Here is a 13,389-nt window from a genome sequence, read left to right as displayed (position 1 = left end):
GTCGGGTCCTTGATGTCGCAGGTCTTGCAGTGCACGCAGTTCTGCGCGTTGATCTGCAGGCGGTCTTCACCAGACTCGGTCTTGACGAACTCGTAAACCCCCGCCGGGCAGTAGCGGCTCTCGGGGCCGGCGTACATCGCGAGGTTGGTGGCCACCGGCACGCGCGCGTCCTTCAGCGTCAGGTGCGCGGGCTGGTGTTCCTCGTGGTTGGTGTTGCTGACGAAGACCGAGCTCAGGCGGTCGAAGCTCAGCTTGCCGTCGGGCTTGGGGTAGGCGATCTGCGGGCTGGTCGACGCGGGCTGCAGGTAGAGGTGGTCGGCCTTGGTCCGGTGGATCGTCCACGGCGGCTCGCGCAGGCCCAGCCTGGGCAGCAGCCACTGCTCGATGCCGGTCATCAGCGTCGCGGTGGTGCGGCCCTTCTTGAACCACTGCTTGAAGTTCTTGGCCTGCATCAGCTCGGCCTTGAGCCAGCTCTGGTCGAAGGCCGCCGGGTAGGCCGACAGCTCGTCGTGCCTGCGGTCCGCGACGACGGCGGCGAAGGCCGCCTCGGCACACAGCATGCCGGTCTTGATCGCCGCGTGGCTGCCCTTGATGCGGCTGGCGTTGAGCGTGCCGGCCTCGCAGCCGACCAGCGCGCCGCCGGGGAACACCAGCTTCGGCAGGCTCAGGATGCCGCCGGCCGTGATCGCGCGCGCGCCGTAGCCCAGGCGCTTGCCGCCTTCGAGGTGCTTGCGGATCTCGGGGTGGGTCTTCCAGCGCTGGAACTCCTCGAAGGGGCTGAGCCAGGGATTCGCGTAGTCCAGGCCGACGACGAAGCCGAGGGCGATCTTGTTGTCCTCGGCGTGGTACAGGAAGCTGCCGCCGTAGGTGGCGGCGTCCAGCGGCCAGCCGGCGGTGTGGATCACGAGGCCCGGCTTGTGTTGCGCGGCGGGCACTTCCCACAGCTCCTTCAGGCCGATGCCGTAGCTCTGCGGGTCCTTGCCGGCGTCGAGCTTGAACTTCGCGATCAGCTGTTTGCCCAGGTGGCCGCGCGCGCCTTCGGCGAACACCGTGTAGCGCGCGTGCAGCTCCATGCCGAGCTGGAAGTTGCCGGTCGGCTCGCCGTCCTTGCCGATGCCCTGGTTGCCGGTCGCCACGCCCTTGACCGATCCGTCGTCGTTGTACAGGACCTCGGCCGCAGCGAAGCCGGAGAAGATCTCGACGCCGGCGCTCTCGGCCTGCTGGGCCAGCCAGCGCACCACGTTGCCGAGGCTGACGATGTAGTTGCCGTGGTTTTTGAAGCAGTCGGGCAGCAGGAAGTCCGGCGTGCCCTTGGCGCCGCTCTCGTCGAGGAACAGGAACTGGTCGGCCGTCACCGCCTGCTGCAGCGGGGCGCCCAGCTCCTTCCAGTTCGGCAGCAGCTCGTTCAGCGCGCGCGGATCCATGATCGCGCCCGACAGGATGTGGGCGCCGGGCTCCGAACCCTTCTCGAGCACGCAGACCGAGACCTCCTTGCCCTGCTCAGCCGCCAGCTGCTTGAGGCGGATCGCGGTGGCCAGGCCGCCAGGGCCGGCGCCGACGATCACCACGTCGTATTCCATGGCCTCGCGGGGGCCGTATTGCTCGAGGATCGCTTGCGGCGTCATGGGCTGTCCTGGGGTCCGGGAAACCTGGGGAGCCGGAATTCTAGTTCGCGCATCGACAAAATCGAACGATCGTTCGATTCCGCGCACCGACCGGGACGCCGGGCTCGCTAGATCGGCAGCAGCTTGACGTCCAGCACCCGCTCGCCCAGCCACAGCAGGGCCAGCGCGCCGGCCAGCGCCGAGCCGCCGCGCAGCAGCGGCAGCGCGCCGCGCCCCTGGCGCAGCGGCCACAGCAGCGCCATCGCGACGGCGACGACGATCAGCTGTCCGGCTTCGACGCCCAGGTTGAACTGCAGCAGCGCGCTCGCCATCGCCCAGGGCGCGAGGTCGAGCTCGAGCAGCGGGCCGGCGAAGCCGAAGCCGTGGATCAGCCCGAAGACGAAGGCCGCCAGCGCGCGCCGCCGGCCGAGCACGGGCCACAGGTTGTCGACCGCCGTCAGCGCGATGGTCAGCGCGATCAGCGGCTCGATGAGGCTGGGCGGTGCGCTCAGCACGCGCCAGGACGCCAGGCCCAGCGTGATCGAGTGGCCGACGGTGAAGGCGGTGACCAGCGCCAGCAGCGGCCACGCGCTGCTGCGCCAGCCGCCGCCCGGCGCGGCTGCGCGTCCCAGCACCAGCGGCAGCATCAGGCAGACCAGGAAGAGCACGTGGTCCGCGCCGATCAGGATGTGGTGCAGGCCGTCGCCGAAGAAGCCGGCGCCCGACGGTGCTGCCGTGACGGACGCCGAGGCCAGCAGCACGACCGGCGCGGCGCCCGGCGCCAGGCTGCGCAGCGGGCCGCTCGGCCGGCCCTCGGCATCGACCTCGACGAGCAGGCCGCGGTGTGTCGGGTCGACGCCCGCCATCAGTCCGTAGGCCAGTCGCGGTGCGGCGGCGACGGCGCAGTCGCTGTCGAAGGCCACGACCGCATAGCTGCCGTCGGCCTTGCGGTCCAGCGTCAGGCCGGGCCTGGCGCGCAGTGCGCAGCCGCCGTCGTCGATGCGCAGCGCGGCGGCCAGGCGGGCGGCGATGTCGGCTTCGCGCCGGCGGACCTCGCCCCAGCGCAATTGGCCATCGCCGTCGGCATCGAGGTCGAGCAGCAGGTCCAGGTCGCGCAGCGCCACCTCGACCTGCAGCGTGAGCCGGCCCTGCGCGTCGCTGCCGGCGCGCAGGTAGGCGTCGCTGGCCTGGTGCGCCGCGGCGATGCCGGCCGCGGCCAGCAGCAGCCAGGCCAGCAGCAGCCGGACCGGCAGGAGACGGATCAAGACCGCTCCCCGGCGGCCGCGAGGCGCGTGTCGCTCAGGCCGACGCGCGCGGCCAGCGCCTGCACCTCGGCCTGCGCAGCCGCATCGCCGGCCGCCTGCGCGGCGCGGTGCATGACGACGAAGTCGGCGGCCTCGCGCTGCGTGCGCAGGTTGGCGCGTGCCAGCGCGACGGCCTGCGCCGCATCGCCTTCGACGTCCAGCGCGAAGCGCGCGCGTTCGCGGGCGTGCACCGGCACATCCTGCGGGCGCTGCGCTGCCTGCGCGTGGCGGGCGCCGAGCGTGTCGCGCAGGCTCGCGGCGTCGGGCGTGCCCAGCGCGCGGGCGGCGATCGCGCGGCGCAGCAGCGCGGCATCGCTGGCGTCGTCGGCCAGCAGGCGGGCGACCTCGGCCGGGCGCCGGGCCTCGATCAGCGCATCGGCCAGCGCGTGGCGCGCATAGGCGTCGTCGTCGAAGGAGAGCGCGGTGCGCAGGTGGCCGATGGCCACGGCGGGTCGGCCGGCGCGCAGCTCCAGCTCGCCCAGCGAGGTGCGCAGCCAGCCAGCCCAGGCGGTGTCGGCGGGGCGCAGCCGCAGCAGCGCCTCGAACTCGCGCCGGGCCTCGTCCTGCGCGCCGCGCAGCGAGCGGTTCTCGGCGCCGCAGGCGCGTGCCAGCAGCGGCTGGCCGGCATCGACCAGGCGAGCGCAGGCGGCATCGGACTCGGCATAGCGGCCCTGCACGCGCCGCACCGTCGCCAGCGTCAGCCAGGCCTGGGCCTGTTGCGGGGCGCGCTTCAGCAGCGACTCCAGCTCGGCGCCCGCGGCCTCGAAGTCGTGCAGGTGCTGCAGCAGCGTGGCGCGCTGCAGGCGCACGTCGACCGGGGCGTTCGCATCGCCTTCCCAGGGCTGCAGCACGCCCAGCGCCTGGCCGGCCAGGCGGGCGTCGCCGCTGACCTGCGAGCGCGTCAGCAGGCTGCGCGACAGCACCAGCGCCGCCTGCACGTCGCGCGGCGACTGCGCCAGCGTGCGCCGCAGCCGCCGCTGCTCGGCCGCCGGTCCCGCGGCGGCCGGCAGGGTCTCGACGACCTCGTCGTCGTGGGCCGGCTGCAGCGGGGCCGACTGCGCTGGCGCTGCTGCAAGCAGCAGCGCCAGCGCGAGCCAGCCACGGTGCAGCGGGGTACGCACGGCTACTGGTCGATGGCCGTCGCCACGGGGGCCTGCGCCTCCGTGTTGTCGGTCGGCGGGCTGAACATGCTCACGTCGATCGGCTCGGCGTTGTCGAACATGCCGCCTGCGAGGCCGGCGATGTAGGCCAGGAAGCCCTGTGAGCTGGCCCCGGCACTGGCCGGCGGCACGTTCGGGTCCTGCGCCGGCGGCGCGTCGCTGCCGCCTCCGCCGCAGGCCGCCAGCAGCGTGCCGGCCGCCAGGGCGAGGACGGCACCGTGGAAGCGTTGGATCTTCATGGTGACTCCTTGCCGCGGCTCAGTTCGAGGCGCCGGGGTTCGGCGTGCTCAGGTAGGGGAAGGCGGTCAGCAGCGGCACCACGGCCTGGTCCGCGCCGTCGTGCAGGTTGAACACCGTCGGGATGCCGTTCGTGCCGTTCGGCGTCAGCGCCGTCGACACCGCCGACGGGTTGCACGCCGCGCCGAAGCCGAGCGCGCCGTTGGGCTGCATCGCGGTCGCATTGCCGTTGGCCAGGCACAGCCCGCCCATCACCGCGACCAGGCTCACGTCGACGATGTCGTCCTTCGGCCGGCGGCCGTTGGGGAAGCCCGCGTTGTCGTTGCCGCCCGCGAGGATGTTGCCGACGATGCCCAGGCGGTTCTGCTGCGCGAAGGGCACCGGCGCGATCGCGGTGTTGAGCCGCAGCATCTCCGACGGCGTGACGGTCGCCATCTGGTTGACGCCGGCGATGCCGGTCAGGAACACCGTCTGCAGGTCCACGCGACCGGTGTTGGTCGGGGCCAGTTCGCCGGCGTTGAAGCCATAGGCCACGCCGATCAGCACCGGCAGCGTCGGGTTGGTCACGTACTGGGCGAACTGCGTGTCGTTGCGCGGCTGCGAGGCGTTGAAGCGGTCCTTGTCCTTCAGGCCGATGACCACCTCGTTGACCAGCGGCATGCCCAGGCGCGAGACCTGGACCCAGGGGCCGGCGTTGATCGCGGTGTTCTCGTGCGCGGTGTTGCGCGGCGAGCCGGACAGCAGCCGGCCCTGGCGCAGGCTGGCGGTGGTCCAGCCGCCGATCGTCGCGGCGGTCGAGGTGGTGGCGTTGGCCGTGGCGGTCAGGCAGTCCTTGTGCACCTCGAGCGCCAGGCTGGTGACGTTCTTGTCCTGGATCGAGTTGGCGGCGGCCGCGTTGATCAGCGTCGGGTCGGTGATCACCGAGAGCGGCGCGTTCACCAGGTCGAAGATCGGGCCGAGGTTGACCGCGAAGGCCTCCTGGCGCTGGCCGGCGAACACCTTGCCCGGCTGGCTGCAGCCCGGGATCGCGACGGTGTAGATGTGCTGGTTGGCGTAGGCGGCGTAGGTGGTGCCGGTGAAGGTCTTGCTGCCGATGTTGTCGACCGGCTTGTCGAAGACCGGCTGGCCGCTGGAGGCGTTCATGATGGCCGTGCGCGTGCCGCTGCGGCGGTCACCGCGCACCACGGTGACCGAGTAGGTCTCGCGCACGTTGGACGCCGCGCTGTTGGGCGTGGTGATGAAGCCGCCCTGCGTCAGCGGGATCGAGACGTTGCTGCCGAGCGCGGGCACCTGGATGTCGCGCAACGTGTTCTGGAAGCGGAACTGGAAGGTGATGTCCTCCCGCGCGTCGCCGTTGTTGTCGATGTGGATCTCGTACAGCGCGTTCGGATCCATCTTGAAGTAGTTCGGGCCGCCGTACGGGTCCTGCAGCGGCAGGTAGTTGGCGATCAGCGTCACGTAGCCGTCGCGGCCGGTCTCGTAGCTGCGGAACATGTAGAAGTCGGTGCCGTCGACCTTGGGCGTGTTGGTGATCGACGGCGCTTCGCGGTGGCTGGACGCGACGGCGGCGCCGCCGGCGGCGGCGATGGCGCAGGCCAGCGCCACATGGCGCATGAGGCGGCCCGGGGTGGGGAGCGTGAAGCTGGACATGAGGTCTCCTTGGCGGTGGGTGCAGGTCCCGCTCCGCGGTGGACGGGGCGCCTGGCCTGCTGAGCGCCCCTTACGCCGGGACCGCGACACTGGATGCAGCGACACGCGGGTGACGCGAAGTTCATGCGCACGCGTGCTATCTTGGAGCGCATCGCCCGCCGTCGTGTCACGGCATCGCACAGCCCGGAGAGAAGGACGACCATGAGCTACTCGATCGATCTGTCGGGCCGCGTGGCCCTTGTCACCGGTGCGTCCAGCGGCCTGGGTGCGCAGTTCGCGCGCACGCTGGCGACCGCGGGCGCGGCCGTCGTGCTGGCGGGGCGCCGCGTCGAGCGGCTGAAGACGCTGCGCGCCGAGATCGAAGGCCTGGGCGGCGACGCCCACGTGGTGGGCCTCGACGTCACCGACCCGGCCAGCATCCGCTCGGCCGTCGCGCATGCCGAGACCGAGTGCGGCGCGCTCGACATCCTGGTCAACAACTCCGGCGTCAGCACCACGCAGAAGATCACCGACGTGACGCCCGACGACTACGACTACGTGATGAACACCAACACGCGCGGCGCCTTCTTCGTCGCGCAGGAGGTGGGCAAGCGCATGATCGCGCGCGCCAAGGGCGCGGCCCCGGGCACCTTCACCGGCGGGCGCATCGTCAACATCGCCTCGATGGCGGGCCTGAAGGTGCTGGGCCAGATCGGCGTCTACGCGATGAGCAAGGCGGCCGTCGTGCACATGACCCGCGCGATGGCGCTGGAGTGGGGCCGCCACGGCATCAACGTCAACGCCATCTGCCCCGGCTACATCGACACCGAGATCAACCACCACCACTGGGGCACCGAGCAAGGCCGCAAGCTCGTCGACATGCTGCCGCGCAAGCGCGTCGGCAGGCCGCAGGACCTGGACACGGCGCTGCTGATGCTGTGCGCGAACGAGAGCCATTTCATCAACGGCGCTGTTCTCGCGGCGGACGATGGGTTTGGAGTGTGAGATGCCGAAGCGCCTGGCAGCGGTAGCCGTTGCGAAGCAAGGCACCCGCCGTCCCGGCCGCGGTCGCAGACGATCGGTCGAAGTGCGCACACGTTCATGAGGCCGCTCTCACCCCTGGAGCTGCGCGCCCTCGGCGTGCTGGTCGAGAAGCAGCACACCGTGCCCGACAGCTACCCGCTGTCGCTGAACACGCTGCTGCTGGGCTGCAACCAGAAGACCGCGCGCGAGCCGCTGATGAATGCCGGCGAAGCCGAGCTGCTGACGTCGCTGGACGAACTGAAGGCGCTGGGCCTCGTCATCGAGAGCAGCGGCAGCCGCGTGATGCGCTACGAGCACAACCTCGCCCGCGTGCTGCGGCTGCCCGGCCAGTCGGTCGCGATCCTGGCGCTGCTGATGCTGCGCGGACCGCAGACCACCGCCGAGCTGCGCGTCAACACCGAGCGGCTGCACCGCTTCGCCGACCTGTCGGCGGTGGAAGGCTTCCTCGACGAACTGGCGGCGCGTGCGCCGGAAGCCGGCGGGCCGCTGGTCGTGAAGCTGCCGCGCGCACCGGGCGCGCGCGAGGCGCGCTGGGCCCAGCTGCTGGGCGGTCCGGTGGATCTGTCCGCGGCCGCGGCCGCGAGTTCGTCCGAGCCCGCCGACGCCGTGATGGCCGGCGAGATCGCCGCCCTGCGGGCCCACCAGCGGCAGCTGCAGGGCGAAGTGCTGCTGCTGCGCAGCCAGCTCCAGCGCCTGGCGCTGGAGCTGGGTGTCGACCTGTCCTGATGAGCCGTCCCGACTGGAGAACCGGATGCTGCGTTTCGAGATTCCCGAGCAGAAGAAGCTGACCAACGAGATGCTGATTCCCATCCGCTGGGGCGACATGGACGCGATGGGACACCTGAACAACACGCTCTACTTCCGCTACCTCGAGATCGTGCGCATCGCCTGGTTCGACCAGATCGGCTGCCCGGTCAATCCGCAGGGCGAGGGGCCGGTGATCGTCAACGCCTTCTGCAACTTCTACCAGCAGCTCGAGTACCCGGGCGACGTGCTGGCGAAGCACTACGTCTGCAACCCCGGCCGCACCAGCCTGGACACCTACGTCACGCTGGAGCGCAGCGACCAGCCTGGCAAGGTCTACGCGGCCGGCGGCGCCAAGCTGGTCTGGGTCGACTTCCCGAAGCAGAAGTCGGTGCCGCTGCCCGAGCGGCTGCGCGCGCTGGCCGACTGAGCCGGCTCAGGCGGCTGCAGTGGCCAGCGTGCGGCCCGGCAGCGGCCGCAGCGCGGCGGCGAACTGCTGCGTCGCGCGCGCCCACGAATATTGCTCGGCATGCCGGCGCACCGCGTCGCGCGGCAGCGCCAGCGCGGCCAGGCAGGCGGCGCGCAGGTCGGTGTCGAGCACGCCGCCCGCCGAGCGGCCGACCACGTCGATCGGCCCCGGCACCGGAAAGGCCGCCACCGGCGTGCCGCAGGCCATGGCCTCGGTCATCACCAGGCCGAAGGTGTCGGTGACGCTGGGGAAGACCTTGACGTCGGCGCTGCGGTACAGCACGGCGAGGCGGGGACCGTCGAGCACGCCGAACCAGCGCACGCCGGGGTAGCGGGCCTCCAGCCGCGCGCGCTCGGGGCCCTCGCCGGCGACCCATTTCTCGCCGGGCAGGTCCAGCCTCAGGAAGGCGTCGACCTGCTTCTCGACCGCGAGCCGGCCGACGTAGAGGAAGACCGGCTTGTCGCCGCGCGGCAGGCGATCGCCCTCGGGCGAGAACATCTGCAGATCCACGCCGCGCGACCACCAGGCGGCATGCCGGAAGCCGCGCTGGCGCAGGTCGTCGACGATGGCCGGCGTCGGCGCCAGCGTGCCGTGGCCGGCGTTGTGGAAGCGGCGCAGCAGCGCGTAGGACCAGGCCGTCGGCAGCCGCGTGCGCGCGTGGACGTACTCCGGAAAGCGACTGTGATACGCAGTGGTGAACGGCCAGCCGCGGCGCCGGGCGACGCCGCGCGCCAGCCAGCCCAGCGGCCCTTCGGTGGCGATGTGCAGGGCCTCGGGCCCGAAGGCATCGATGCGCCGCTCGACACCGCCGCGGCCGGTGAGCGCCAGCTCGATCTCCGGATACGACGGGCAGGGCAGGGTGCGAAAGCCCTGCGGCGACAGCAGCGCGACCTCGTGGCCCATGCGCTCCAGTTCGCGCACGGTCATCTTGAGCGTGCGCACCACGCCGTTGACCTGGGGCTCCCAGGCGTCGGTGACGATCATCAGCTTCATGCTTGCTCCGGGGGGGTGGACAGGGGCGACGGCGCGCGGCGCTGCTGGCGCCGCTGCAGCGAGGTGATGGCGGCCATGGCCACGGCGACCAGCAGGCCGTAGCCCCAGATCACCGCGGCCAGCGGCAGGCCGGCCGCGGCCAGCGCGGCGTACAGCGCCAGCAGGGCCAGCACGCCGAGGTTCTCGTTGAAGTTCTGCACCGCGATCGAGCGGCCGGCGCTCAGCAGCACGTGGCCGCGGTGCTGCAGCAGGGCGTTCATCGGCACGACGAAGGCACCGGCGCAGGCGCCGACGGCCAGCAGCAGCGGCAGGGCCGCCCCGACGCTGCTGCACCCCGTCATCCACGGCACCAGCAGGCCCATCGCGATGCCCAGCGGCAGCACGCGCATCGCCTGGCCCAGCGGCACCCAGCGGGCTGCGGCCACCGCACCGGCGATCAGGCCGACGGCGGTGGCCGCCTGCAGGCCGGCGGCCTGGTGCAGGTCCAGGCCCAGCGACTCCTCGGCCCAGCGCAACACGATGAACTGCAGGCTCGCGCCGATGCCCCAGAACAGCGTCGTCACGCCCAGCGAGACGCGCCCGGCGGCGTCGGCCCAGAGCACGCGGTTGTCGCGCGCGAAGTCGGCCAGCAGCGTGGTTGCACGCACCGCCGGGTAGCGCGCACCGCTGGGCGGGATGCCCAGGTTCAGCAGCGCCGCCGCGCCATACAGCGCCAGCACCGCCAGCAGCGCCGGCAGCAGGTGCGTGGCCTGCGCGTCGCCGGCCAGCGCCAGCGGCCAGGCTGCGTCGCTGGCTGCCAGCGGGCTGACCAGCAGGCCGCCGAGCGCGGTGCCCAGCAGGATGGCGCCGACGGTGCAGACCTCGATCCAGCCGTTGGCCGCGACCAGCCGCGACGGCGGGACCAGTTCGGTGATCAGGCCGTACTTGGCCGGCGAGTAGACGGCCGCGCCGACGCCTGCCAGCGCGAAGGCCGGCAGCGGGTCGCCGCCGGCGACGATCAGCGCGCAGGCTGCGGCCTTGAGCGCATTGGCCGCGAACATCACGCGCGGCTTGGGCCAGGCGTCGGCCAGCGCGCCGACGAAGGGCGCCAGCAGCACGTAGGCCAGCGTGAAGCCCAGCTTGAGCAGCGGTGCCCACCACAGCGGCGCGCCCAGCTCGTCCAGGCGGGCGATCGTGACGATCAGCAGCGCGTTGTCGGCCAGGCCCGAGACGAACTGCGCGGCGATGAGGGCGTGGAAGCCGGAGGGCACGGACCTCGATTGGAGGTGGCTGCGGTTGCAGCGGCGTGACGGCGGTGCGACGGGTTCATGACGGACCTGCTGTCTGCTCCGTGCGGGCCGAAGCCCACCACCCGTTCGGGCTGAGCCCCACTACCCGTTCGGGCTGAGCCTGTCGAAGCCCCACTCGGGCTGTCGCCCACAACCTGCTGACCTTGAGAGGACGCGCCGGGATTTCGCCCCGGCGGGCGACCTACTTTCTTTGCTGGCTCAAAGAAAGTAGGCAAAGAAAGAGCCCGAACGCCACCCATCTGGCCGGTGTGGGCCGATCGCTGCGCTCCGGGCTTCTGCACACCCCGGCTCGCCCGCGAGGGGCTCGAACATTGCCACTTGTGAGGGCCGAACGAGGTCGGTCCTCGGCGTGCTCGACCACCGCCGCTGTCAGCTCCATTCTGCTCGGATTTAGGCGGCCTATTGCGCCGGCGGAGCCCCCTGGGCGACCGGCCGGATGAGGGGGTTTCTAGAGGAGGGCAAGCGGCTTAGCATCCGCGGCAGCGTGGTGGGTTAGGCCGCATCGGTCCCACCGCACCTGTATGTCCATTTGTAGTTGGGCTTCATGAACACGCCATTCCCTCTTTCGAAGCGCTTCTTTCTCGATCCTGAACTCGGGAAGATCGTCGCTCACGTCCAAGAAGCTCACAAAGTTCATTTTGATTTTGTGTACCGGCTTTCTGAACTCGCCCACGAAGCACTCTTCGATGCGAAGGTCATAAAGACTGATCTTCAACAACTCTTGCTTGCAAGTTTGCAGCACAAGGCGTTGACGTCTTTTCAAGCGGTGGTGCTTCTTGGAGAGCGTGGTTTGCCTTCTGAAACTCGTGTTGTCCTTCGAACATTGCTCGAAGTCACATTTCGCATAGTCGCCATAGCCAAAGACAAGAACGTTGGGCGAGCCTATGTGCTTGAAGATGAACTTCATAGAAAGAAGTTCATCAGCAAGTACAAGATGCTGAGCGACGAGATAAGAAACAAGGTCACCGAAGAAGTTCTCAGTGACCTGAAGTCAACGATCGAGCAGAACATCAAGGACAAAGACATCAAAGAACTGAAGACTCAGTGGTTCGCTCAGCGAGCAGACATGATGGACTTCTATAACACCGCCTATGCGGTGCTCAGCGATTCCGTTCACGTGAATGTGCGCAATCTCGAAAGCGCGCTGGAACTCAACGAAAGCGGCGATATCGTCAGACTTAGATATGGCCCCAACGACGAAGATCTCGAAACTCATCTACTCACCGCATCAGAGGCCCTTCTCCTATCGCTTCATGCCGTCTACTCCGTCATTGATACCGAGTTCGACAAGCAGCTAAACAGCATGTACGAAGAGCTGAAGGCGCTAAGAAGGCGGCACGATCAAACCTTGTGTCTTCCCGAAGACCGCAGTTGAAGTTTGAACTGCTGATGTGTTCGCGGTCCGCGCGCCAAACCCGACAGGGCTAGCAGTTGCAGTTCGCGCGTTCAGCGTTGATCGAGCGCGCTGAAGAACGAGCCCACTCGGCCCCGACAAGTAGCCATGTTCGAGCCCCTCGCGGGCGAGCCGGGGTGTGCAGAAGTCTGGAGCGCAGCGACCGGATCGCTGCGGCCAGATGGGTGGCGTTCGGGCCCTTTGCTTTGGTTACTTTCATTTGGGCCAGCAAATGAAAGTGACTCGCCTGCCGGGGCGAGACCCGGCGCAGCCCCCCGCGGCCAGCGGGCAACCCCCTCAGCCCCCGACCAGCTTGTGCACCAGCTCGGCCGTCGTCGACGCGTCGTACTTGCGCAGCAGCCGCGCCCGGTAGATGTCCACCGTCCGGTGGCTGACGCCGATGGCCTTGCCGATCTGCTTGCTGGTCTGGCCTTCGATCAGCAGGGCGGCGATCTCGCGCTCGCGGGCGGTCAGGCCGCTGCGCCCGCCCGGGGCGATGGGGCGGCGCGAGGACAGGTCCTCGAAGCTCCAGATGCCGGCCTCGTGCGGCGTGTCGCGGTTGAGCGCGCGGCCCATCACGTGGCACCAGAAGAGTTCGCCGCCGGCCTTGCCGGGCTCGCGCTTCATGATGCGGTCGTCGGCGTAGCGGCCGTCCGCCCCGAGGTTGTGCAGGATGCGTTCGCCGGTGCGCTCGAACTCGGCGGGGCTGGGGTAGAGGACCTGGAAGGACTGCCCGATCAGCGCCTCGCGCGGCGTGCGGAACATCTGGGCCAGCACCTGGTTGCAGTCGACCATCATCCGGTGGCGCGACAGCACCAGGCCGACGGGCGCCAGCTCGAAGGCCACGCGGTAGTCGGCCTCGTCGAGCGGGGCGACGGCGTCGTCGCGGGACGGGGCGGGGCGGGGCGCGCTCGGCATTGCTTAGGCGATTCTACGTAGCGCCCTGCGTAGTACGCTAGGCGGCGCGGGCCTGTCCGGCCCGCGCCGGACCATTCACACGAGGAGCAGCGACGTCATGAACAAGGTCTACCCGAGCGCCAAGGCGGCGCTCGACGGCGTGGTCCGGGACGGCCAGCTGATGGCGGTCGGCGGCTTCGGCCTGTGCGGCATCCCCGAGGCGCTGATCGACGCGCTGCGCGACAGCGGCAAGAAGGACCTGACGGTCATCTCCAACAACGCCGGCGTCGACGGCTTCGGCCTCGGCAAGCTGCTCGAGACGCGGCAGATCAGGAAGATGATCTCCAGCTACGTCGGCGAGAACAAGGAGTTCGAGCGCCAGTACCTGGCGGGCGAGCTGGAGCTGGAGTTCACGCCGCAGGGCACGCTGGCCGAGAAGCTGCGCGCCGGCGGCGCCGGCATCCCGGCCTTCTTCACGCGCACCGGCGTCGGCACGATGGTGGCGGACGGCAAGGAGCTGCGCGAGTTCGACGGCCACACCTACGTGATGGAGCGGTCGCTGGCGCCGGAGGTGTCGCTGGTCAAGGCCGACGTGGCCGACACCTCCGGCAACCTGCGCTTCCGGC

13 protein-coding genes are annotated in these 13,389 nt (G+C 70.2%); 5 read left to right on the top strand and 8 right to left on the bottom strand.

Translation table 11 applies throughout. The annotated features are described in order from the left end of the window. From QZV97_RS18915 to QZV97_RS18895, 5 genes are all read right to left on the bottom strand, one after another. The coding region (locus tag QZV97_RS18915; RefSeq protein ID WP_295646331.1) for an electron transfer flavoprotein-ubiquinone oxidoreductase at positions 1 to 1,625 on the bottom strand (1,625 nt) is incomplete at its 3' end. 107 nt (positions 1,626 to 1,732) lie between these two features. Continuing rightward, a complete protein-coding gene (locus QZV97_RS18910; protein ID WP_295646328.1) occupies positions 1,733 to 2,869 on the bottom strand; it encodes a HupE/UreJ family protein in 1,137 nt (378 codons plus the stop codon). After that, positions 2,866 to 4,029 (bottom strand): hypothetical protein, encoded by a 1,164-nt coding sequence (locus QZV97_RS18905; protein ID WP_295646325.1) that lies wholly within the window; start codon positions 4,027 to 4,029, stop codon positions 2,866 to 2,868. Before QZV97_RS18905 ends, QZV97_RS18910 begins: the two co-directional genes overlap by 4 nt. Before the next feature lie 2 nt (positions 4,030 to 4,031). Next, positions 4,032 to 4,307, bottom strand: coding sequence for a hypothetical protein (locus QZV97_RS18900; RefSeq protein WP_295646323.1), 276 nt, complete (start codon positions 4,305 to 4,307; stop codon positions 4,032 to 4,034). Positions 4,308 to 4,326: 19 nt separating this feature from the next. Then, on the bottom strand, positions 4,327 to 5,919 hold the full coding sequence (locus QZV97_RS18895) for a DUF4331 domain-containing protein (protein WP_295646337.1): 1,593 nt from the start codon (positions 5,917 to 5,919) through the stop codon (positions 4,327 to 4,329). A 237-nt stretch (positions 5,920 to 6,156) separates the two neighbouring features. Here QZV97_RS18895 and QZV97_RS18890 point away from each other — a divergent pair, with 237 nt between their 5' ends. The 3 genes from QZV97_RS18890 (at position 6,157) to QZV97_RS18880 (ending at position 8,152) form a co-directional block, all read left to right on the top strand. Next, complete coding sequence (locus QZV97_RS18890; protein WP_295646319.1) at positions 6,157 to 6,939, top strand: SDR family oxidoreductase; 783 nt, start codon at positions 6,157 to 6,159, stop codon at positions 6,937 to 6,939. 96 nt (positions 6,940 to 7,035) lie between these two features. Continuing rightward, positions 7,036 to 7,704, top strand: a complete 669-nt coding sequence (locus QZV97_RS18885) for a YceH family protein (protein ID WP_295646316.1) — start codon at positions 7,036 to 7,038, stop codon at positions 7,702 to 7,704. Between the two features lie 28 nt (positions 7,705 to 7,732). After that, on the top strand, positions 7,733 to 8,152 hold the full coding sequence (locus tag QZV97_RS18880; protein ID WP_295646334.1) for an acyl-CoA thioesterase: 420 nt from the start codon (positions 7,733 to 7,735) through the stop codon (positions 8,150 to 8,152). A gap of 6 nt (positions 8,153 to 8,158) precedes the next feature. Here QZV97_RS18880 and QZV97_RS18875 read toward each other — a convergent pair whose 3' ends face one another. Beyond that, complete coding sequence (locus QZV97_RS18875; protein ID WP_295646313.1) at positions 8,159 to 9,184, bottom strand: glycosyltransferase family 1 protein; 1,026 nt, start codon at positions 9,182 to 9,184, stop codon at positions 8,159 to 8,161. Further along, positions 9,181 to 10,434, bottom strand: coding sequence for a lysophospholipid transporter LplT (lplT, locus tag QZV97_RS18870; RefSeq protein ID WP_295646310.1), 1,254 nt, complete (start codon positions 10,432 to 10,434; stop codon positions 9,181 to 9,183). Before lplT ends, QZV97_RS18875 begins: the two co-directional genes overlap by 4 nt. Before the next feature lie 583 nt (positions 10,435 to 11,017). Between lplT and QZV97_RS18865 the strand changes: the two genes are divergently transcribed. Further along, positions 11,018 to 11,848: a DUF5677 domain-containing protein gene (locus tag QZV97_RS18865; RefSeq protein ID WP_295646307.1), complete on the top strand. Its 831-nt coding sequence runs from the start codon at positions 11,018 to 11,020 to the stop codon at positions 11,846 to 11,848. Between the two features lie 315 nt (positions 11,849 to 12,163). Here the strand turns inward: QZV97_RS18865 and QZV97_RS18860 are convergent, their stop codons facing one another. Beyond that, the gene (locus tag QZV97_RS18860; RefSeq protein WP_295646305.1) at positions 12,164 to 12,784 is read right to left on the bottom strand and encodes a PAS and helix-turn-helix domain-containing protein; all 621 of its coding nucleotides are present in this window, start codon (positions 12,782 to 12,784) and stop codon (positions 12,164 to 12,166) included. Between the two features lie 97 nt (positions 12,785 to 12,881). On the opposite strand from QZV97_RS18860, the gene QZV97_RS18855 reads away from it, so the two are divergent. Beyond that, positions 12,882 to 13,389: CoA transferase subunit A (locus QZV97_RS18855; protein WP_295646302.1), on the top strand; the 508-nt coding region annotated here is incomplete at its 3' end.

This window comes from uncultured Methylibium sp., from assembly GCF_902826655.1.
GTDB lineage: Bacteria > Pseudomonadota > Gammaproteobacteria > Burkholderiales > Burkholderiaceae_C > Methylibium.
The sequence above is the reverse complement of the archived record's forward strand: the minus strand, read 5'-3'. Positions and strand labels throughout refer to the sequence as shown.

Excerpts from the sequence above, each read along its gene's own strand:
- QZV97_RS18860 (WP_295646305.1), bottom strand. The coding sequence starts at position 12,784 with ATGCCGAGCGCGCCCCGCCCCGCCCCGTCCCGCGACGACGCCGTCGCC.
- QZV97_RS18865 (WP_295646307.1), top strand. The coding sequence starts at position 11,018 with ATGAACACGCCATTCCCTCTTTCGAAGCGCTTCTTTCTCGATCCTGAA.
- QZV97_RS18885 (WP_295646316.1), top strand. The coding sequence starts at position 7,036 with ATGAGGCCGCTCTCACCCCTGGAGCTGCGCGCCCTCGGCGTGCTGGTC.
- QZV97_RS18875 (WP_295646313.1), bottom strand. The coding sequence starts at position 9,184 with ATGAAGCTGATGATCGTCACCGACGCCTGGGAGCCCCAGGTCAACGGC.
- QZV97_RS18890 (WP_295646319.1), top strand. The coding sequence starts at position 6,157 with ATGAGCTACTCGATCGATCTGTCGGGCCGCGTGGCCCTTGTCACCGGT.
- QZV97_RS18895 (WP_295646337.1), bottom strand. The coding sequence starts at position 5,919 with ATGCGCCATGTGGCGCTGGCCTGCGCCATCGCCGCCGCCGGCGGCGCC.
- QZV97_RS18900 (WP_295646323.1), bottom strand. The coding sequence starts at position 4,307 with ATGAAGATCCAACGCTTCCACGGTGCCGTCCTCGCCCTGGCGGCCGGC.